Raw genomic sequence first — 20,864 nt, forward strand, 5'->3', positions numbered from 1 at the left:
TTTTCAGCAATACTCCCGAACTCTGAGAAACTTGTCAATCATTCTTCTGGTTTTCTTAAGAAATAAAAAGATTCCAGCCCTATTGCCAGCATTTTGGTGTATTCCTCTACCCATGATGTTTTCGAGGTTCAATGGTGGCGACTAAGCAGGACAGTCTTCATTTCTACCTTAAAGAAATAGCTCGCTACCCCCTTCTGTCCCACGAAGAAGAAATCCAATTAGCACGACAAGCAAAAATGGGGAGCCTCCAAGCCAAGCAGCAGATGATTGAATGTAACCTGCGCCTAGTAATCTCCATCGCGAAGAAGCATCAGAACCGGGGATTACCCCTACAAGACCTGATTCAAGAAGGCAGCATTGGCTTGAGTACTGCGGTCGATAAGTTTGAGCCAGAGCAGGGGTACCGCTTCAGTACCTATGCGTATTGGTGGATTCGACAGGGAATTACCCGCTCGATTCAAACCTCAGGCCGGGTGATTCGCATTCCTGCAAGGCATTGGGAGATTGGCAGCCAATTCAAACAGACTCGACGACAACTCTCCCAAACACTGGGCCGTGAACCAACCTTGGCTGAGATTGCAGAGGAAATGGAGATGGACCTCACGAAGCTCAAGAAAAACCTGCAACTCAGGCAAGATGTCCTCTCTTTGGACATGAGAGTGGGGGAGAAACAAGACACATCTTTAGGGGAGTTAGTTGAAAGCCAAGATGAACCATTGGAGTTTAGACTAATAGCTCCTTTTAAGAAAAAGAAAAGACAGTCAGTTTGAAGCAACCGACTGCCCAATGATTAAAGCTGAAGATTGAACCTCTCAACAGCTTTATCATGACTAGTCTGGACAAACTAAAGAACTTTCGCCAGTCAATCTACTACCGATTAGGGAATGCGAAGGATGCTTTATTCGACTTGATGGATGCAGTACTTACCACTCGCAGCATCAGTTCATTTGTAGAGCTGTCCCTCAGTCCCCTGTTTCGCCGCAAATGGCCGAGTATTTATAAAGCCCTTCAAGATGCCGATCCTTCTCGTCAACTCTTGATGGAGGCATATGCCAAGGAGATTCCCCCCTCAGAGCTGATCGTCTTAGCGGGAGACCATACGGCCTGGCCACGGATTTATGCTAAGACTCTGCGTGAACGCACGTATGAACACCAACCTCAACCGCTAAGTGGTGTGAAACCCATCACCCTTGGCCAAGGGTACAGCAGCATAGCCTGGATTCCTGAAGCCCAAGGGAGTTGGGCATTACCTTTAGTGCATGAACGCATCACCAGTTTTGAAACGCCACTGGAGAAAGCCGCTACTCAACTGCGGCAAGTGTGTCTCCAACTGACGGGTCTGATTCTCTTTTTGGCAGATAGTGAGTATGGGTGTGCCCCCTTTCTCAAACAGAGTGCAGATATACTCTGTGACCAACTCTTGCGATTACGTCCCAACCGAGTCCTCTATCAGGAACCTCCTCCATATCAGGGCAAAGGTCGACCCCGAAAACATGGTGCTAAATTCGCCCTCAAAGCTCCAGATACGTGGCATGAACCTCAAGAGCAGCTGATGTTCGAGGACAATGAGCTGGGACGAGTGCGAGTGAGGTGCTGGACATCTCTGCATTTCAAGCAGGCAGCAGAACATCCGTTTTCAGTCATTTTAATAGAGCGATTGGATGCTCCATCCTCAAAACCGTTGTGGCTCGTTTGGATTTCCAAACAGCATCTGAGCGTGACTCAATTGTGGCGTCAGTATCTCCGTCGATTTGCCCTGGAGCATTGGTATCGGTTTGTTCGTCAACGTCTACATTGGACCGTCCCGCAACTGTCCACAGCGGAGCAAATGGAAGCCTGGTCTGACCTGATGCCAGTGCTTACCTGGCAACTATGGCTGGCTCGTACCATCGTTAAAGATACGCCACTACCCTGGCAAAAAAGGTTGACCTCATTGTCTCCAGGACGGGTTGCTGACTCTATTACTGCACTTTTAGCTAGGGTTGGTTCCCCTGCAACTGACCCCAAACCTCGTGGAAAGTCGCCGGGGTGGACAACAGGTAGAAAAAAGAACTCAGCGACCTCGCTATCCAACTGTAAGGAAAAGAGCATCTAAGCCCAAAAAGAAGGAGAAGGTAGCAGCCTAATCTACCGATTTAACTCCCACCACCTGCATTCACGTCAGTACTTCTCTTGCGTGATAATTTCTGCTGAAGGTACTTTTTTTAGTCTAAATTCCAAGAACCAGAGCCATATCTGAAAATTCTCTTGCAATCTGAGGAAGTTTCGGGCTATCTGTCTTTACTCGATGAACGACAACGATTTATTGTTAGCCAGCGGTACGGCCTAGAAGATGGTGAACCTAAGACAATGAATGAGATTGGTCAACAGCTTGGCGTCAGCCGGGAACGGATTCGCCAAATCATCAACAAAGCCATGAAAAAACTAGAGAAAAAGGCTAGAACAGCTTGAATAGAGCAGCATCTGGGATACACCACAATAGGGTCTAAGGTGTTATCTTATCCCAAACGCTAAAACACATCTCGGAAGGCGCACCCATGGCAGAGCATCTTTCTAGCATCAGCAGGAATAGCCAGTGGAAACAGGCGACAGACCAGGATCAAGCAACAATCGCTCATCTGCAACAAAAACTCACTCAAGCTAGCCGCACACTACTGGAAAAGCACCTCTTATACAGAGAGGCGGTCAAAACGGCGGAGCAGCTGTATCATCGTTGCATCCAAGCAGAGTAAGCAGATGGACAAAATTAATTACATAGAATTTCCAGGTTGTAAACTACCTGAGTCCTCTTTTTTACATCCATTGATTTGATGTCAATTGTCCGTCCTATCTCCACCGAAAGCTTACGCTTATTGCATCGGATTTATCGCTGTAGTCGCCATCATCAGGTCAGACAACGCGCCCATTGCCTGATTTTGTCTGCCCAGGGTGGGAGTCCCTACACCTTAGCCTCCCTTTTTAGTGTGAGTCCTAAAACCGTGTACAACTGGCTTAAGGCTTGGAATAACCGTGGTTTTGCAGGACTCTATAATCGCCCAGGCCGAGGTCGAAAACCGATGTTTAATCCCGACCAACAACAGCAGATTTATGAGTGGACTCAGGCATCTCCCATCCAACTCAATCGGGTGCTAGCTCAGATTGAACAGCAGTGGTCAGTGCGCGTGTCAAAGGCCACCGTTAAACGCGTCTTGAAGCAGATGGATATGAGCTGGCATCGCTTTCGCCAAGGGACATCAGGCCAGCCTTTATATGCCGACTACCTCGAAAAAAACAGCAGTTAGAACATCTCAAGAAACAAGAAGAGAAGGGAGACATCCACCTATTCTTTATGGATGAGAGTGGTTTTTCGTTAGTCCCCTGTATTCCCTATGGATGGCAACCCATAGGGACTTATCTGGAAATACCGACTCGTTCAAGTAAACGCTTGAATGTTCTGGGGTTTTTGAGTCGACGACAAGGGCTACATGCTTTTACATCAGAACAGACCATCACCAGTGAGGTTGTCAGTCATTGCATTGATACCTTCTTTACTGACGTGGAGTTGCCCACCGTCATTGTGATGGATCAAGCCCCTATCCATACGAGCCAAGCAATCTATGAGATGAAGGCAGAGTGGGCCGAACGGGGAATTACCTTGTTTGAGTTACCAAGCTATTCTCCCCATCTAAATTTGATTGAGCGTCTGTGGCAATTCATGAAATATCAGTGGATTGAAATGAGTGCCTACTGGGGGTGGTCATCTTTGGTCGAATATGTGGAAAGAGTTTTGAAAACCTATGGCGATGATTATGTAATTAATTTTAGCTAAGTGCTTATAAATTCAAGATGACAATGGGGCTGTTGCTATTTTCCACACTGGTTAATGGCGTATTAATTAGCATTATTTTTGATTTGACCTGGCAAGCGCCAAGCAAGCAACCCAGAATCTACATACCAGAACACATGATGCCCAGTATTCATCAAATAACATGACGGTAGACGGAAACATGATGAAGAGGAAATTAAAGGCTGATAGAGTGATTGAATTCACTTTTAAATCCACTGGCTAGCACCTTGGCGGAGCTGCCAGTTTTTTCTTGCTCTAGCTGATGATGGGATAGTAACCCAAGAACACCAGAGAACAGACAAGGGAATGGCTTGAGAGGGGCCTCCAAGGTACTGGGGGAATTCGTTAGACTAGATAGCAGGGCTTGCAAACTGCAATCCTCACACCACGCTTAACTGACAGTGTTATGGATACCTGTCAGTTTTTTCTAGTATTCAGCTCCCTCATTTCTTAAGAAATAACACAAGACCATTCCCATCTCTAGCATTTTGGGGTAATTCTCTACCAGTAATGTTTACGAGGTGCAGTGATGGTCACTCATACGGACAGCATGGGTACTTATCTTAAAGAAATCGGTCGCTATCCTCTCCTTTCCCATGAAGAAGAAATCCAATTAGCACGACAAGCTAAAGCAGGTAATCTTCAAGCCAAACAACGAATGATCGAGTGCAACCTGCGCCTAGTCGTCTCCATTGCTAAAAAACATCAGAATCGGGGCTTGCCATTCATAGACTTGATCCAGGAAGGCAGCATCGGATTGAGTAGAGCCGTCGATAAATTTGAGCCAGAGCAGGGGTATCGATTCAGTACCTATGCCTATTGGTGGATTCGACAGGGAATTACCCGGTCCATACAGAGTAATAGCCGTGTGATTCGTCTACCTGCATGCCACTGGCAGACAGGCAACAAAATCAAACAGACTCGACGACAACTCTCTCAGGAATTTGGTCGTGAACCGACACTTGTAGAAATTGCTAAGGCAATGGAAATTGACCTCGACAAACTGAAGAAGAACATGCATCATCTTCAAGATATTCTCTCTTTAGATATGTGGGTCGGGCATCAACAAGACACAACATTGGGGGAGCTGATTGAAGCAGAACATTCGACACCAACCTATCTTGAACTGCTCAATCAGAGCGATGAGGTATCGAGCTATTTATCACTGCTTGATGAACGGCAACGCTATGTGATTATCCAGCGGTATGGATTAGAAGATGGTGAACCTAAGACAATGAATGAGATTGGTCAACAGCTTGGCGTCAGCCGGGAACGGATTCGACAAATCATCAACAAAGCCATGAAGAAATTACAGAAAAACAGTGACCAAGCTACAAAAGTCAGAACTGCCTAGCTATTGCCAAGACCCAGGACAGCAAAAAACCTCCTAAAGCACGGCTTCTCCAGGAGGTATACAGCTAAGAAGTTTCATATCATAGAGAAAGGGGACTCTAAGGAAATCCCCACTAAGAACATATCAATCAAATCTGAGGATATTCGGGGGTGTCTCTGGTGTCACACCTGCCATAATTCAGGGATGACTCCCGCCGATGCCTTTTACAACGGCACCCCCATCGCCTCACCCTCAAATCATCTGACGACAGAACAGAAGATGGATCTGCTGGACTGGCACCCGATCTTCACGGGCCGATGCCCCAACTGCGAGAGGCCGATCAGGGAGACCACGCCACCGAGGAGTCACTGGGATTGTGGGGTCTGTGGGTGGAGGAATAAATCTCTGTTATTCTCGACCAATCAGGAATAACAGCTAAACCATGACCTCTGAGCATTTCCTTATCCATATGAAACCTTTCAAATCACTCTTTCTGTAGATATCACTACGCCAGCACGTCCATTCATCTGTTGCCAACGACTCAATATCAGCACTGGTCCAGCACAATGATTTTTTAGCAAGTTGAGTTATGACTTCTTTCTCCTAGATATCGAGTTCAGCTAAGTTGAGGCGAGAAGCATGGGTTTCAATAAATTCCCGACGAGGAGCCACGCGATCCCCCATCAGAATTGTGAAAATCCGATCCGCCTCAGCAGCATCTTCAATATCAATTTTTTTGAGGGTACGGGTTTCAGGGTTCATTGTAGTATTCCAGAGCTGGGTAGGCATCATTTCCCCTAAGCCCTTAAATCGCTGGATGGTGTAGTTAGCATTGGCGGGAAACTCATCCCGAATTAGGTCCTGAAGTTCACGCTCGCTATAGCAGTAGTAGTGAGATCGCCCTCGCTCAACCTTGTATAGAGGCGGACAGGCAATATAGATATAGCCTTGGTCAACCAGATCTCGCTGATAGCGGTAGAAAAAAGTGAGCAACAGGGTCCGAATATGGGCCCCATCCACATCTGCATCTGTCATCAGAATAATGCGATGGTAGCGAAGCTGAGAAACATCGAATTCGTTACCCTTAATACCCAGCCCTAGAGCGGTAATCAGGGACTGAATCTCATTGTTTTTATAGATCTTGGAATCATCAGTTTTTTCGATGTTGAGGATCTTACCTCGCAAGGGAAGGATGGCTTGGAAACCGCGATCGCGTCCTTGCTTCGCACTACCTCCCGCAGAATCTCCCTCCACAATGTAGATTTCTGAGGCACTAGGGTCACGGGAACTACAGTCCGCCAGCTTACCGGGCAAAGTCGAGGATTCTAACACCGATTTACGGCGCACCAGCTCTCTCGCCCGGCGAGCGGCCTCAGCCGCATTAAAGGCTTGCAGTGCCTTTTCGATCACGGCCTCAGCCACATCGGGATGGAAGTCTAAATACTCCGTCAAGACTTCACCGACTAAAGAATCTACAATACCTCGCACTTCCGTATTACCCAGTTTGGTTTTGGTTTGACCTTCAAATTCTGGGTCAGGGACTTTGACAGAGATAACGGCGGTAAGCCCTTCACGAATATGTTCACCCCCCAGATTAGAATCCCCTTCTTTGAGCTTGCCACGTTTACGGGATAAGGAATTCATAGTCCGAGTGAGCACCGTTTTCAACCCCTCTAGGTGGGTGCCCCCATCAACAGTACGGATATTGTTGGCAAACCCTATAAGGTTGTCAGAATAGGCATCTCGGCACCATTGCAAGGCGACTTCTACCTGAACATTCTTGCGCTCACCCTCAACATAGATACATTCTGCATGAATGGGCTCTTTATCCCGATTCATATAATCGACATATTCTTTAATGCCACCGTCGTAGCGATAGGTTTCAACTTTAGGTTCGTCCGTGCCCAATAACGCCAGACGATTGTCTTGAAAGGTAATTTCTACCCCGGCATTGAGATAGGCAAGTTCCCGGAGACGACTGGACAGAGTTTTGTAGTCAAACTCAGTACCAACGGTGAAAATTTGGTTGTCGGGCAAGAAGGTGATGGCAGTACCAGACTGTTTACGATCAGTGTCTTCGGCTACCAACTCCGTTTTCGGAATGCCACGCGAAAAACGTTGGGTATGGACTTTATTATTGCGCCACACCTGGACCTCGACCCATTCCGATAGGGCATTGACGACAGAGATACCAACACCATGTAAGCCCCCCGAGACTTTATAACTATCGCTGTCGAATTTTCCCCCAGCATGGAGGACGGTCATCACCGTTTCTAGAGCTGATTTGCCAGTGGTGGGATGCAAATCGGTGGGAATGCCCCGACCGTCGTCGGTAACCCTTACGGATCCATCTTCATTGAGATAGATATGAATATGCTTACAGTGTCCTGCAAGGGCTTCATCAACAGAGTTATCCACCACCTCGTGCACTAAGTGATGCAGTCCCCTAGGGCCAGTGCTACCGATATACATCCCTGGACGTTTGCGGACAGGTTCTAACCCTTCCAGGACTTGAATCTGATCTGCATTATAGTTTGTGGCCATGTAATGAAGCGCTCTTATAAGCGGATTAAAGCTATATTAATCTGGGTAAATACCAAAAACCCCTAAATTCTATCACAAATACCTTCAAAGCGATTTTAGGCCCGTCTTAAAGACCATTTGGACTAGGGCTATATAATTAAATCTTGAGGATTAAGAGGCCATGACACCGGGATTAATTGATGTTGCGCTCATAATGGTTTTTCCATATTTGGGTTGTACTGGTTCTCTATATCTCAGAACTTCGCAAGGCTGATCTGTGCCCCGTCCAGGTTCACCCCTCGCCAACTCCTGACTCTGAATATTGTGCGATTGAGGATTGCACCTCTGAAATCACCACCCCTGACCGAGGCAGACCGGAAATCTGCATCCGTCAGATCTGCCCCTGCAAAGTTGGTGGACTCCAGATTGCAGCCCACAAAGACGGCATTCTTGAGTGTTGCCCTCTCGAAGCTGGAGCCTTTGAGGTTCGACTCCCAAAAGTCGATGCCTGTCAGATCAAGACCCGCGAAGTTGCCACCCTCAATTTCAAGCAGAGGGAAATACCGTTCCCCTGCCTGATATCTCTCAATAACCTTTTTGGCCTTGCTCTCAACGGCATCGTCGAGCCAGTAGGGACCGTAATGCTCATCAAGCCAAGGCATCCCATTCCCATGATTGCTCTGCTGCAACAGATACTTACTTAACCCTCGCTGACTAAACCGCCACTGACCATCAATGCAGGCACCAGGGCAATTACCTTGCAGAGTGGCGTTCATCAGTTGTTCCTCGGTCAGGCCCAGAAACGCTGCAGCCTCGTGGGGGAGCAATACCTTGTCTATCTGCTGGGGCTGGTGGGTGCTGGGGCTGGTGTGATTAGTTTCTTCGGTAGCAATTTTCGACATGATTATGCCCTCAAGTCAGCTAGATTGTCTCGGGTAAAATTTCGTTTGTGGTGAGGACATGAATCGCCATGATGCTCATGCTCTGGGTTCACGACGATTGACATCCTCTCCTGACCAATAGTCAAGCAACGAAACTCTGCAATAAAGCTTCTCTGGTAGTGTCTGTCAGCACAGCATAGACAGTGCCAACGTTAGTAACCAAAGACTCCCCTATGAACTGTGATCCGTATTCTTCTCCAAGAATTTTGGCGCGTTGATCAATGGTTGATTGCAGTTCTTGAGACGTTAGTTTTTCGGGATGACGAAAATCAAGGTTACGGGTGTAGGGGTATTCCCGAAGTCCAGCGGTTGCAGCCACTAGCTCATTGAATCTTTGATCCTGAGTAATACCTCGGACAGGCTCTATTGAATCGCCATAGCGGTAACTTGTGCCGTTCTGGGTTTCAACACCCACGGTCACAGTAAACTCTTCAGAACCAATCTTGATGGGCAATTCTAGATTTTTTATACTGTCACCTGTGTAAATCTCGCCAATACTGATATGGGACTCAGGAAGGCGACCGCTTTGATCGAGCTTGCCCCTCATAAATTTTGACGGCTTAAAGGGAATGCCTTCTACTGCATTGTCTAGGACTTGATATCTATAAACCTCTACTTCTGAGGAATGCCGAATACTGATCTTTTCAATCAGATCCTCAGCGGTTGATGGACTGCCATACTGTTCACCCAGTTTGTATGCCCGACTTTCGACGAATCGCTCCAATTCATCTCCAGAATCCAAGCAGTTAACATTACTGAAGTCCGGGTATTTCACATAAGGGTAATCGATCATCCCAGATGAGATAGCAAGCAGCTCAGTAAATCTGGGATCTTTTGCAAGCGCCTCGACAACTGATAGATCAAAATTATCGTAGGATTTAAATTCGCCGCGATGGGATTCATACCCGATTTCCATGTCTACGACCACATCTCGAATCGTGGTTCTAAGTTGCCAAACCGGGATTTCACTATTTATGTAGATCACCTCAACCGTTAAATGATTGTCTAGATCTTGCTGAATATGCTCAGGAGACTGGACTTCGTTGTATATCTGAACTGCCACCTCTTCTTTTTCAGGCACTTTCTCTCCTAGATTCTGGATTTCTTCATGATCCCGACCCTGGCAGTAAAGGGGACCGCTGATCTCCAAATCTGGGATATCCTCAGCGCTCAAGTCTGTCACTTCCCAGCTAGACCGATCATCAGGATTGACCTCGGAAGTGATGGAAGGCTTGCGGTATACAATCACGTCATCTTTGCGAAGGCAAGCCTCGTCGCCATCTCCATAGAAGAGCTGAAACAGGCTAGGGTGTTCTTCATCAGTTTGAAGTGCATAACAGGATTGACCAAATTCCTCTGCCTCTGCCTCGCTATTGAATGAGCAAAACGGCACTTCGATGATGTAATCACCACAGTCCCAGCCTGTGATTGACCTGTGCTGAGAATTCCAAGGGTATTGAGGCAGTCTATCGACATTGAGGCGACCTTCCATGATTGACAGCAATTCACGGTAGACTCCCCAACGGAAACGCGATAAGTTGAGCCACTTGTACCAATTCTTGTCAGATGGCCTGATATTAGGGTCTCTTGGCCCTTGCCATATATACAGCAGGTCAATCTCTATCGCTGAATCATCGTACTCACAAATCTCATAGCCAAAGAACTTGACCAGTAGATGACAGACGGCTTTAGGCCCTGGCTCACAGTCGGAGATATCAAATCGACATTGCTGGTGGTACTCATAAGTCATGCTATATCCTTCAGAAATGAGATAGTAGGCATCGAGCTTTGCTTGGGTATGGGTTCTGGTTGGATGTCGAACACAGGTCATCTTGCTTTTTAGATAGCTGCATTCGTGGGTTATCCAGAATGTATTCTGAGTGGGTTTGATGACAGGAATAGAAGGCGTTGCAGCTCCTTGAGTGTCGTCTAACTCTTGGAGCTGTTCAGTGATATTTTCTGGCTGTTTTGAGACAACCCCTTCTGAGATAGCAGTCATCATCGCAATGTCATGCTGGATGGTGTCAAAAGACTTGGCATAAAGATCGGTAGAAAGCTGATTGACTCTATCTTTTAACTCTGGAAGTGCATCAGCAGCCTTAATCTGTTCAAGTTGATCGGCGTAATCATTTCTCTCATTGGCGGGAAGCTCGTTAATATGCTCTTCCATAGCACCAACAAAGTCTAATAAATCTTTCTTCTGATCTTCATCCTGTCGGTTATTTGACTCAATAAGCCGTTCGCTGAATTCCAACTCATTGATGTCGGGAGAATCATCAAAATAATCGTCTACGAAAACTTGCTCGTCACTAGAGCGAGATTGGTAATCCTGGATAACCCTGAAGTCATCACCATTGCTGATCGGAGTCAAGGATTTAGACAGAGCCATCTTAGGAAGATTGCTCTTGACCTTTAGCTGATGATCTTCACCAATGCATCCCTCTATCTCCCCTCGCATCAGCATTCCAATGCAGTCAATCACCCCAGCTCGACCATACTTTTGATGTAGCTCCAGATCCCATGCAGGATCGGTTTGTTGCACATCCTCGTCAAATTCCCAGAGATAGTACAGGTCAATCTCAACTGCGCCATCCTGGTAAGGGCACAGCTCAAAGTCACAGTATTGCCGCAACAAGAAGCAGATAGATTCACTGGATAAGTCATCATACTTGAGCGGGCCGCACAAATCCTCTTCAAGCATGATCGCCGCAATCCCCATCAGGTAATAGAGGGTTTCTTTCAGCTCCAGTAGCGGGCGGTCGCTTTTGAAACAGGTATCCAAGGGCTTGTCATATCGATATCTGTGCGTGACGTGATAAATCTGGACTGATGACGGGGAGAGCCGCGATTGAGGTCTGCCTTGGAAAGCTGCCAACATCTCCCCCCGACAATAATCCGTTGTCTTCCGGGTGCCGTGGTAAGGCAGATCCCCTCTGGTACACATCAACGACAAGCACCACTCAATACGTTCTTCAGGAAAGCCTGTTATACGCCCTTCGTCTCTAGTGACAATGAGAATATTCCCCGGCAAGGCTTCAAAGGTTTTCGGGTCCAGGCAATAAGGCTCTAGACCTTTGGTGCGGGCCTCGGCGTCCATCAAGGCGATTTCTGGGAAAGAACTCACGGGATTTTCGGTCACTTGATGCGATAGTAATGCATTGAATCTAACTCTGAGTATGCGTGAACAATTAACGTGGAATCAAATTAAAGATCTGAAATTTGCCTCTTCAAAAATGACAGGAATCCGCCGTCGTGCTTTCCAGGCAGACATCGCCCTCAAATACTGTAACGGGAACCCCAATCTCACAGAACTGATATTTGGTTGGGGTCGCAATACGGTGGCAACAGGTTTAGGCGAGAAGCGAACAGGGATGATTTGTGCGGGTGCTCAGTCCGGTTTCTGTGGTAAGAAACGTTGGGAAGACCTTCACCCAGAGGTCGCAACAGCCTTACGGGAACTCGCAGAAGCCCATAGCCAACAAGACCCTACCTTTTCCAGCTCCACTGCCTATACTCGCTTAACAGCAGCTGCCGCTATCGAACACCTGAGTGGACAAGGGTTTCCTCCCAAGTCTATCCCTGCAAAGAGTACGATGGCCGTCGTCTTGAATCGGTTAGGCTATCGACTCCGCCCCGTCCTCAAAGCTAAACCCCAAAAAAACTGCCGGAAACTGATGCCATCTTTGACAACCTCAAACACAAAGACCAATACGACTCTGACAGCACGGTCAAACGGTTGAGTATTGATTGCAAAGCCACCGTTGAACTGGGGGAGTCTTCGCGTCGGGGCAAGACTCGAACCCAAACGCAAGCTTGTGACCACGATATGGGGAGTGGGCCAAAATATATTCCCTGCGGCATCCTAGATGAGGACACCAATACGTTACACATCACCTTTGGTAATTCCCACAAAACGAGCGATTTTATGGTCGATAATCTCCAGGATTGGTGGAACACCCTTGCCCTCAACGAACAGCAAACCCTTCAGCTCATCCAGATCAAGTTGGATAACGGTCCTGAGAATAGTGGGGTACGCACTCAGTTCCTCAATCGACTTGTGACCTTTAGCGATCACATCGGCACCGCTATTCACTTGCTGTACTATCCGCCCTATCACAGCAAGTACAACCCCATTGAACGATGTTGGGGGATTTTGGAGCAACACTGGAACGGAACTTTGTTAACCGATGTTGATACCCTGTTGGGATGGGCTAGAACCATGACTTGGAAGGGTAAGCATCCCGTTATAACTTTGACACAGAAGATTTATGAAACAGGGATTTCGTTGACTAAAAAAGCAATGAAAGGGATTGAGAAACGATTGGAAAGAAATCCTCAATTACCCAAGTGGGACATCCTCATTAAGCCAATTTAGTCCGTGAGTTCTTTCCCAGAAATCGCCCAAGATTTCTACTTCTAAACCTGACATTGAGAAGCGATCAGTCAAATACTCGATAGTCGTTTTATGACCCCTAACACCCACCAGCAATTGAAAATCTTCCAAGTCGAGGGGCTGTTGTGAATGCAGCTCTTCCCACCCCTCGGCTGATAGATACAAATATCGCTGCACCTCACCCGACTCGTTTGCAGGAGCGACTTCTAGACATGAGTCTTTGGGGTCGGTATCCTCGGCAATTCCTTTCTCTCGAATCTTCCACCCTTGCGAGATACGCTCAGCATCAGCCCGCACCTCGCCTGATACCAGGGATGCACAGACATCCCAATCAGCACCCGGCAGGCAAGACCATTCCCAATTACCAGACAAATCCAACTGGGAATCAAAACCACTGGCAAGTCCAGACAACGGGATGCAATTAAAATATCGACAAAGCAGATAGATGATATCCAAGCTGCTAAATGATTCAAAATAGTCAAAATCCCAAAAGCACATCTGCAAACCCTTGACGACATTCCACAGATGCGGGATATCCATTGTCGTCTCGATGCCATTGAGTTGGAAGAATGGCTCACCGCTAAAGATAAGGATGCGAGATGGTGACTGGGCCTCGACCTCCAGGCAGCACGGCAACAGCGTATGGTCGAGGTGGGAGAGGGAAACTCTCAAAACTTCGTGGGGTCTGAAGACTTCGGTGAGAAAACCAGACTCGCGTAAATGATCAAGTCTTTCGACCCTCTCTAGGATTTGCTTGGATGGCTCTACCAGGAGTGGGTGGATTGCCTTGGAGCTGGATGGCTTAGGCTTCTCATTACCGAAGAATGACAAGAATATCTCTGGCGTCAATGCCCGCATCTCAAATGGGGCTGTGTAATGTACGGTCTTAGCCTCTGGGTTAGGGTTGGAGTGGTCAAACAGGTCTTGGGCTTCGACAAATTCAGCGACTTGAGTGTGATGGACATACAGCCGTTCACCACTCAATACAGCGCTAGTCTGGTAAAAGCCTTGAGACAGAAGCTCAGGTTCACTCATCCCTTCAGGTTGCGGCCACAGCTCCACTTCAAGCGGATAATGCCAATGTTGAGTGATACACAAGAAGCCCGTATAAGGGAAGGATGAATCTAGGTCGATTTCTTCAAGGTCAACGTTGAAGATGATCGGTCTGTCAGTATTGAAGGGTATCGGTTGCAGGACGGTTGCAGTAGTCATTTAATTCACCTCCATAGGTGGGAGTTTTTAGTACAAGTGATGGGTATGAAGTGGAAAATCTATCTAGGCATTACAGATTCTGTGCAGGATTTGAAGTGCCTAGGTAATACAAATTCTCTAAAGAAAATAAAAAATTAAACGACAGGATTCAGCTCAGGCTCAGCATCTTCCTGTGCCCTGCCTTCAATAGATTCAGCTAATCGAGCAAAGTAAGCCCGATCCTCAGTAGTGGTGTGGTCAAAAAAGTAGTTGTGTCCAACACCCCGAATATCCTGATGGTCGAAAAGGCAGAGATTCCGATAAATGTGATGGACATAATCACCCTCAGCACTCCGGGCAACATTGATTTCATGCTCACTCCTCATAAAGAGGTACGTACCATCGTCATATAGGGTGCCGCCCTCGGCATCAGCCATCGGACTTCCAAAGGCAGCAATGATTTGTGCTAACTGGTCGAAGATGGGTTCCTCGACTCTCTGCTTGGATTGGGTTACTGGATCGGGAGCAGTAGATTGGCGTTCAGCAAGGGATTGAGGACTCTGGGAATACATACCCCGATCAGTCCTACGACGCTGGATATCTTGAAAACCATCAAATAGATGACGTGCAACCTGGCAGGAATAATCTTCAATCCCTCGCTGATCTTCTTCAGGTGTTTCAAACCCCTCCTTCTGTGGCTTGATGCAACGTTTACAATCACCAGGGAATTCAGAAGCTTCAAACCGTGCCCAGACATACTTACCCTCAAGGCTCCTAGGTTCTCGCCCGTGGACAATCTCCAGGTAGCCACTCCGATCCGTGACATAGAAGCTAAGGAGTTCGTGATAGTCCTCAATTGCTAGCTGGCATCGCTGCAAAACATATTGGTAGAAGTCTTCAAGCGTCGGTGCTGGTGGCAGTGGCTGAGAATGTTCAGCGATTGCCATCCAGTACTCGCTATACTCCAGATCCTGACCCTCAAGTGCTTCAATGAATTGCAGGGCATGAGAAATATGCTCATGTTGGAAAACATTTGAGCCACAATGGATCGTGCCAATTTCTCCTAGCCGTAGCTCCACTCGAATTGCCAGTGAGCAATTGCCCAGCTTTCCCTGCTGCAAATAGACCGGGCGAATGCGGCGACACCAATACTCCTCAGCCAAAAGCTCCATAATGACTGAATCGCCTTCAGGGTCACAGTAGTCGGGATACTCAGATCGTTCATGTAGACTCTGAGCAACGCTTTCAACTTCCTCATCAGAGTGGCAAGGCTTCAGATCAAACCAGCGATTGGGGTCAATTCCCGTCTCTGCACCAACCGTAATCGTCCATGTTGATTCATTCATCACTGCCACCCGTAAAATCGCTGGACAATACCCACCCGGATACTCTCAGCTATCTGCGACTCAGGTGATATCAGCGGATTGAACTCTGACACCCAGGACGAAACCCGGTCTAGGATCTGGTCTGATGGCAGTCCTGTGCATGAATCTGGGTGCTGGCCGTGGTCGGTCTGGTGGTTAACCCAGGATTGCTCGAAAAAGTCGAAAAAGGGGTTAGTCGGCATTGTGGTGACCTCGATATAATTGGAATGATTCGATCTAGCGACCTCTTGGACTGGAAGAGCTGGGGGGTCGTTTTTATTGTGGTTAGGTGTGAAGTCTGGGGGTTGGTATTGGGGTAGTTGTCATTGATATGGATTTGCGATCACCCCGTATCGTCCTGTCTCCCTCTCGTTTGCAGAACAATCACAACCTCAAGCAAGGCATACAGCACTTGCAAAATGGTCGTAAATACGAAGTAGTACACATAGGCAACTACTAGGATTAATGGGATTGCTACTACACCGGGAGCGTAAAGTAGCGTCCCCACTGGATCGACAATTGGCCCTAGACCTCGCTGCACGGATGAGAGGGTGTAGCTTGTGAAGCAGGCTAACGATTGCTTACAGGAATCAGGTGCTTCAACAAAAGTGAATATCATCCCAGCTACTAGCAGTGCCAATGGGAACCAAACAAACAGCATCCACAAGCGCTGCTTGAGTCTTTCCCTGGAAGGCGAGAGTGATTCTGTTTTCAAGGTTTCATCTGTGGGGGGTAGGTCAGTCATTTGATGTCCCTCATTTACGATCTCGTGATTCACCCGATTGAGCGGCGGTCAATGCTAGCTTCACGAAAACAAAACGCCCCAAAGCATGAGTGGCGACCACCGTAGGAAGGGTCAAGAGCCACAGGGAGAAAAGCCGAGGAAATACCTGGGCAATGGGTTCTCCTTTCGCCAAATAGAAACCTCCCATTGGTGTAGGGATTCTTGCCTCCCAAATCGTGGACTTGACTTCAGACTCTGGTAAGCACTGCGCTAGGGTAACGGGCGTATACCCAGGCCGAGAACATTTGGCATCAATCAAATAAGGCGAAACCGCTAGAAAGCCAAATACAACACAGCTCACAGACATTGCACCTAGAACAACCTTGAGCGTTGAACCCAACTCTTCCAAGATTGTGGGTTGTCTGGGGACGGTCTTTGCCCCCAATTCAGTTAACATATTTTTTCTCCTGAGTTTTGGTGGAGAGGGTAATGGATTAATATGCCACTACCCTCAGTTGATGAGTTGGGAAGGGGCAAAATAGTATGCCATCCTCCCTTGAAATAGGCAGGTAGGAATTACAACTCCCCCCGAATCTCTTCAATCACGCCATCACGGATCACAACCTCAATCTGCATCTTGCGGATCAGATGGTCGCCTTGCTTGGCATAAAAGAAGTTATCGACCTGGCCTTGCTCCACTTCCTCGCCCAACTCCAAGGTTTCGATCTGCTCCAGTTGTTGCAAGACCTGAGTCTTCTGCTCCAGCAGTTCACCCTTGCGCTCATTAGCCTGGGTCTGGATACTTTGGATTTGAGTCTGGGTCTGGGCAATGGAGCTGCCCTCTGGATGGATTTGGACAGTATGCTGGCTCAGCTCCCCAACCATTTGTTGAACTTGGGCATCCAGTTGGCCTAGTTGTTCATCCAGTTGGTCAGCTTGCGATTGGAGCTGTTGACGGGCTTCGTCTTTCCATAGAGAGGTAACAATGGCCTTGACGAGGATCAGGCGTTTGAGAAAAAGTTGATTTGAGGATGGAGACTCAACCCACAGTTCAGGTTTTGGTTGGATGAGTCTATCTTGGGTAAGCATAATTTTCTTTCCTTAATGAGATGGTTTGAAGGTGACGGATAATATACCGCCGCCCTGATTTGCTTAGTCGGAGGTAACGGATTAATGTACCTCCTGTGAATTTGGCTGACTGGTGACAGGTAATATACCGCCACTGTTATTTGCCGAAGTTGGGGCGATGGTTCCTCGCAGCCACCAGCCACAAAACCCAGCGAGAAGGGTGACTAGCACCACCAGCCAGCCCCAGTAGCTGACATCGCCTAGCAGTGCCATGCGGTACTCATACTCTCTGCGCTTCTTGGCAGCTTCGCGTAAGGCTTCCTGGTCTGCGAGGATCATTGCCCGCTCTCTAGTGGCGATAGCCTCTCTCGATTGCATCGCCCACACCTGGAATTGGCTGTTCATCATCTCCAGCAGCACCTGACGCTCTAGACTTCCGTGGCCTCGGCTGGCAAAAGCTTTCCCGGCTCCGACTGGCCCTCAAGGGCTTCCTGGGCATCTTCCTTCGCCCATTCTTCGGCAAACACTTGTTTGAGGTCATGGCGTAGTTGCTTCATGTGGAACTGGTGGGCAGCAGCCACGACCCGATCTGATGTTTTGTGAGCATTCCTGGCGACTCGGCGGGCAGTCCTAAGCGACTCAGCCTTGAGTGCCTGTTTCATACCCTCGTCAACTTGATCAATGTCGTCGAGGCTGGCATCTTCCTCTACTTCATCGGTGCCCTGCAACTCAGTCTTGACCGCATCAATGGGGTCAACCCCTTCCTCAGAGACACGCTCACAGACGAGGGTGAACAGAGGATGGTATAGGTCATCGCCTGTCTCAATCCCTTCAGCAGAAATCGCTTTGTGGATGGGCTTGAGGTCAACCTTGTACGTGTCAGCGGTGTAGATGCACCAGCCATGAGTGTAGGTATCAGCGATGTTTTCGGCCTTGAGTTGGAGAACACCTTGCAGGGCTTCCAGGTCATAGCCGTCCTCGCTCATCCCGCAAGCCCGTAGCAGCTTGTCGAGGTCATTCTGTTCAAGGCCCAGTGTTTGGGTTAGTTCAGTTGCATTCGTCATTGTTTATGTCTCCATTTATTGGTCTACAAGAATGTACCGCCGAGGGTTTTTATGGCAGTGGAGGGGACTTGAGAACATGCCCCCTCCCGTTGAATCAGTCATCCATAACGAACGGTTCAAATTCCTCGAATTCCACTTGTGACTCATCCACAGGGGATATACCACCAAGGTCATCAACTGCCGCTGATAATGGTCCGTCAGAGGTATTCGGTGCTGGTTCGACCATGACGGGCAATTGCACCTCCGCTTGAGCTAGCCCCAAAGCCATGTGGTAATAGCCTTCAACTTGAACCTTGGAAACCTCTATGGCTCCTTGAATCGCAGCTCGATTACGAGTTTGGATGGCTACGGCCAGCACCTTCAGGACCGAAAACATAATGTCCATGCATAGGCGGGTGAAGTATTTCCCTGCGCCATAGTGGTTGCGAACGGTGGAGAAGATAGTCCCTCGTTCAGAAGTGGGCTTCCAGTGAGTATTGACCTGAAAGTAAACATTAGACATTGCTCACCTCCGCCTTTGCGCTCTTTGCTGACTTAGTAGTCTTGGTTGTTTTGGTGCTCTTGCGTGTGGGCGGAGTTTGCAGCGTTTCAGGCCGATCCGCATTCTGCCGCCACACCAGATAGGCATCCGTCAGTCGGTAGGTCATCGGAGACTTTGACCATTCTGGAAATTCTCGGCCAATGGTGCGGATCACAGGGCCTAGCAAGTCCAATTTGCCGCTAAAAGACTCCTTGAGCTGCTTGGACCAGGCGGGCGCTCCACCACCCGCAACATAGATGCGCTTGGCTTGCACCACATCAATGTCACTATTCAGTTGCTGCTGGAGATTCACCCAGTACAGTTCTCTGGCTTGGCGCAAGGAAGCCACGACAGGGCCAGCCTCATCCCCAAATGCCTTTTCAAGCCCTTTTTGACCTGTTCCTTGTGAAAACACCAGCTTGGCACCTGTCAGCTCATTCGAGGGGGTCCAGTTCATATGACGCTGAATCATCAGCGAACCTCGACCTGCCCATGTCTGGATGTAGGCCAAGCCACTGTGCCGATCCTTGATCTTCGTCAAAGTAAAGTCCTTATGACCAAACATCAGAATGATCGAGGGATAGGTCTGCACTATGGAAACCACCCCCGCACTCTCAGGTAAGACCCTCACAAACTTCGGCGCACAGGTCAGTTGCTTCGACCCATACCAAAACTTGCTGACGTACTTCGCCAAATCTCGCTTCATCTGGGTAAAGCTCGGCTCCTCACTCTTCGGCAGCAGCAAGTCCAAATACATCTCAGCTCCATTCCCAGCTTTGGAAATGGCATACCCCGCAATCGACAGCACCTTGGCAATCGCTTCCGGGTGCTTGTGCTGATCTGTATTGGTCTGCCTCAGATTAGATTCGGCAATCTGGCCCGTCTGCCAGTACATCCCCCCATAGCAAAGAATGGAACCGTGGGCAGAGTTATCGTGGTCCATCTCCTCATAGAAACTTTCAGTCGTTCTGAGAACAGCGGAGGGCTGTGTAATACATTCCTCGATCGGAAGCTTGCCATCTGCTGCAATTTGCAAGAAGGCTTTGGTCAAACTTGCACCGACATCGACCGTCAAAAATATTTTTTGTAGTCATCTTGAATAAATCCTAAGTTAGACAAGGTAATATACCCCCGCCCAAAATTGCCGTTTTTGTCGGTCGTTTGTCGGTCGTTTGTGGGTGGAAACCAAGGATTTGCAAGGATCCTAGGGATGGTGCTACTTTGAGGGCAGATTCAAGAGGTTCTGGAGGGTCGCTGAGGCTCCCACACCCATCACCACTCCGAGGCACCGTTACGGGAATATCCAAGATCGGGCTGACCCTAAATTTTCGTAGTACATTCAGAAACATTTTCGTAACATCACGTAGTACAACCGTAGTTGTTTTGTAACTCCGCTCTGTAGTACTCAGTAGCATCTTTGTAGTTTTCACGAGAATGATCACTTCTGTGGTCGATGGAATCGCTTTTTAAAAATTCGTGCAGGTATTCCCATGCTTAAAACTTTCTTGTCCAGACTTTGGCAACAAGTCACTCAAAGGTTCGTTCGTTCTCAAGCTGATGATCCAGTCGATGAGGCTGAGGAATTCAAGAGGTTCTACCGCAAAGAACTGATTGAACCTGGTAATCGTAGGAGACTTTATCAGCACGAACTGGTAGAGGCTTGCCGTGAACTGGGCTATGACATCCAGAGCGTAGAGCCTGATCCTGATATTGACCCCATGACTACCGCTGTCTGGGTCGGCTCCAACCCATTGCTAAAGAAGCTCGGTCCCTATGTCAGAAAAGTAGATTTCATAGCTGCCTTTGAAGCATCCAAGAAAATCTCAATGGCACAGCATCTCGAAGCAAACCCAGAACTGTATGAGGCGCACCAAGCCGCTGTCGATGATTGCTTGAAGCATCTGGAAGGCTAAGCCA

General features: G+C 48.2%; 19 protein-coding genes and 3 pseudogenes. 8 read left to right on the top strand and 14 right to left on the bottom strand.

Annotation, left to right across the window (positions count from 1 at the left end):
* Positions 1 to 131: 131 nt before the first annotated feature.
* From HRE53_RS27980 to HRE53_RS28005, 6 genes and pseudogenes are all read left to right on the top strand, one after another.
* A pseudogene (locus HRE53_RS27980) lies at positions 132 to 710 on the top strand (RNA polymerase sigma factor RpoD/SigA); the annotation flags it as partial.
* A 116-nt stretch (positions 711 to 826) separates the two neighbouring features.
* Positions 827 to 2,126 (top strand): annotated as a pseudogene (locus tag HRE53_RS27985) (NF041680 family putative transposase).
* Between the two features lie 121 nt (positions 2,127 to 2,247).
* Positions 2,248 to 2,451 (top strand): sigma-70 family RNA polymerase sigma factor, encoded by a 204-nt coding sequence (locus tag HRE53_RS27990; RefSeq protein WP_235111417.1) that lies wholly within the window; start codon positions 2,248 to 2,250, stop codon positions 2,449 to 2,451.
* Between the two features lie 86 nt (positions 2,452 to 2,537).
* Positions 2,538 to 2,732 carry a hypothetical protein gene (locus HRE53_RS27995; RefSeq protein ID WP_235111419.1) on the top strand — a complete coding sequence of 65 codons (195 nt, stop codon included), beginning with the start codon at positions 2,538 to 2,540 and terminating at the stop codon, positions 2,730 to 2,732.
* Between the two features lie 78 nt (positions 2,733 to 2,810).
* Positions 2,811 to 3,808 (top strand): IS630 family transposase gene (locus tag HRE53_RS28000; RefSeq protein ID WP_235111421.1). Its coding sequence is split into 2 segments (ribosomal slippage): positions 2,811 to 3,264 and positions 3,264 to 3,808, totalling 999 coding nucleotides; the frame shifts between segments, so codons are not numbered across the junction.
* Positions 3,809 to 4,355: 547 nt separating this feature from the next.
* Positions 4,356 to 5,180, top strand: coding sequence for an RNA polymerase sigma factor RpoD/SigA (locus HRE53_RS28005; RefSeq protein ID WP_235111422.1), 825 nt, complete (start codon positions 4,356 to 4,358; stop codon positions 5,178 to 5,180).
* Between the two features lie 582 nt (positions 5,181 to 5,762).
* Here the strand turns inward: HRE53_RS28005 and gyrB are convergent.
* From gyrB to HRE53_RS28020, 3 genes are all read right to left on the bottom strand, one after another.
* The gene (gyrB, locus tag HRE53_RS28010; RefSeq protein ID WP_235111423.1) at positions 5,763 to 7,703 is read right to left on the bottom strand and encodes a DNA topoisomerase (ATP-hydrolyzing) subunit B; all 1,941 of its coding nucleotides are present in this window, start codon (positions 7,701 to 7,703) and stop codon (positions 5,763 to 5,765) included.
* 233 nt (positions 7,704 to 7,936) lie between these two features.
* Entirely contained in the window at positions 7,937 to 8,584 is a 648-nt protein-coding gene (locus tag HRE53_RS28015; protein WP_235111424.1) for a pentapeptide repeat-containing protein, read from the bottom strand.
* Positions 8,585 to 8,705: 121 nt separating this feature from the next.
* Positions 8,706 to 11,747, bottom strand: a complete 3,042-nt coding sequence (locus HRE53_RS28020; protein ID WP_235111425.1) for a hypothetical protein — start codon at positions 11,745 to 11,747, stop codon at positions 8,706 to 8,708.
* Positions 11,748 to 11,994: 247 nt separating this feature from the next.
* Here HRE53_RS28020 and HRE53_RS28025 point away from each other — a divergent pair.
* A pseudogene (locus HRE53_RS28025) lies at positions 11,995 to 12,998 on the top strand (ISAzo13 family transposase).
* On the opposite strand, the gene HRE53_RS28030 reads toward HRE53_RS28025, so the two are convergent.
* The 11 genes from HRE53_RS28030 to HRE53_RS28080 all read right to left on the bottom strand — a co-directional run bounded on the left by HRE53_RS28030 (position 12,963) and on the right by HRE53_RS28080 (position 20,296).
* Positions 12,963 to 14,228, bottom strand: coding sequence for a hypothetical protein (locus HRE53_RS28030; RefSeq protein ID WP_235111426.1), 1,266 nt, complete (start codon positions 14,226 to 14,228; stop codon positions 12,963 to 12,965). The pseudogene HRE53_RS28025 and the gene HRE53_RS28030 sit on opposite strands and share 36 nt — an antisense overlap.
* Positions 14,229 to 14,362: 134 nt before the next feature.
* Positions 14,363 to 15,553 carry a hypothetical protein gene (locus HRE53_RS28035; RefSeq protein WP_235111427.1) on the bottom strand — a complete coding sequence of 397 codons (1,191 nt, stop codon included), beginning with the start codon at positions 15,551 to 15,553 and terminating at the stop codon, positions 14,363 to 14,365.
* Entirely contained in the window at positions 15,553 to 15,774 is a 222-nt protein-coding gene (locus HRE53_RS28040; RefSeq protein WP_235111428.1) for a hypothetical protein, read from the bottom strand. The genes HRE53_RS28035 and HRE53_RS28040 overlap by 1 nt, the downstream gene beginning before the upstream one ends.
* A gap of 140 nt (positions 15,775 to 15,914) precedes the next feature.
* Positions 15,915 to 16,316 (bottom strand): hypothetical protein, encoded by a 402-nt coding sequence (locus HRE53_RS28045; RefSeq protein WP_212666784.1) that lies wholly within the window; start codon positions 16,314 to 16,316, stop codon positions 15,915 to 15,917.
* A 10-nt stretch (positions 16,317 to 16,326) separates the two neighbouring features.
* Positions 16,327 to 16,752 (bottom strand): hypothetical protein, encoded by a 426-nt coding sequence (locus tag HRE53_RS28050; protein WP_235111430.1) that lies wholly within the window; start codon positions 16,750 to 16,752, stop codon positions 16,327 to 16,329.
* Between the two features lie 119 nt (positions 16,753 to 16,871).
* Complete coding sequence (locus HRE53_RS28055; protein ID WP_235111431.1) at positions 16,872 to 17,384, bottom strand: YlqD family protein; 513 nt, start codon at positions 17,382 to 17,384, stop codon at positions 16,872 to 16,874.
* An 81-nt stretch (positions 17,385 to 17,465) separates the two neighbouring features.
* Positions 17,466 to 17,771 carry a hypothetical protein gene (locus tag HRE53_RS28060; protein ID WP_235111434.1) on the bottom strand — a complete coding sequence of 102 codons (306 nt, stop codon included), beginning with the start codon at positions 17,769 to 17,771 and terminating at the stop codon, positions 17,466 to 17,468.
* Between the two features lie 20 nt (positions 17,772 to 17,791).
* Entirely contained in the window at positions 17,792 to 18,427 is a 636-nt protein-coding gene (locus HRE53_RS28065) for a hypothetical protein (protein ID WP_235111436.1), read from the bottom strand.
* Positions 18,428 to 18,521: 94 nt separating this feature from the next.
* Entirely contained in the window at positions 18,522 to 18,929 is a 408-nt protein-coding gene (locus HRE53_RS28070) for a hypothetical protein (protein ID WP_235111438.1), read from the bottom strand.
* Positions 18,922 to 20,022 carry a hypothetical protein gene (locus HRE53_RS28075; RefSeq protein ID WP_235111439.1) on the bottom strand — a complete coding sequence of 367 codons (1,101 nt, stop codon included), beginning with the start codon at positions 20,020 to 20,022 and terminating at the stop codon, positions 18,922 to 18,924. The genes HRE53_RS28070 and HRE53_RS28075 overlap by 8 nt, the downstream gene beginning before the upstream one ends.
* A gap of 31 nt (positions 20,023 to 20,053) precedes the next feature.
* Positions 20,054 to 20,296 (bottom strand): hypothetical protein, encoded by a 243-nt coding sequence (locus HRE53_RS28080; RefSeq protein WP_235111440.1) that lies wholly within the window; start codon positions 20,294 to 20,296, stop codon positions 20,054 to 20,056.
* A gap of 141 nt (positions 20,297 to 20,437) precedes the next feature.
* Between HRE53_RS28080 and HRE53_RS28085 the strand changes: the two genes are divergently transcribed.
* A complete protein-coding gene (locus HRE53_RS28085) occupies positions 20,438 to 20,860 on the top strand; it encodes a hypothetical protein (protein ID WP_235111441.1) in 423 nt (140 codons plus the stop codon).
* Positions 20,861 to 20,864 lie beyond the last annotated feature (4 nt).

Origin of the sequence: Acaryochloris sp. 'Moss Beach' (genome assembly GCF_021497025.1) — a bacterium.
GTDB lineage: Bacteria > Cyanobacteriota > Cyanobacteriia > Thermosynechococcales > Thermosynechococcaceae > Acaryochloris > Acaryochloris marina_A.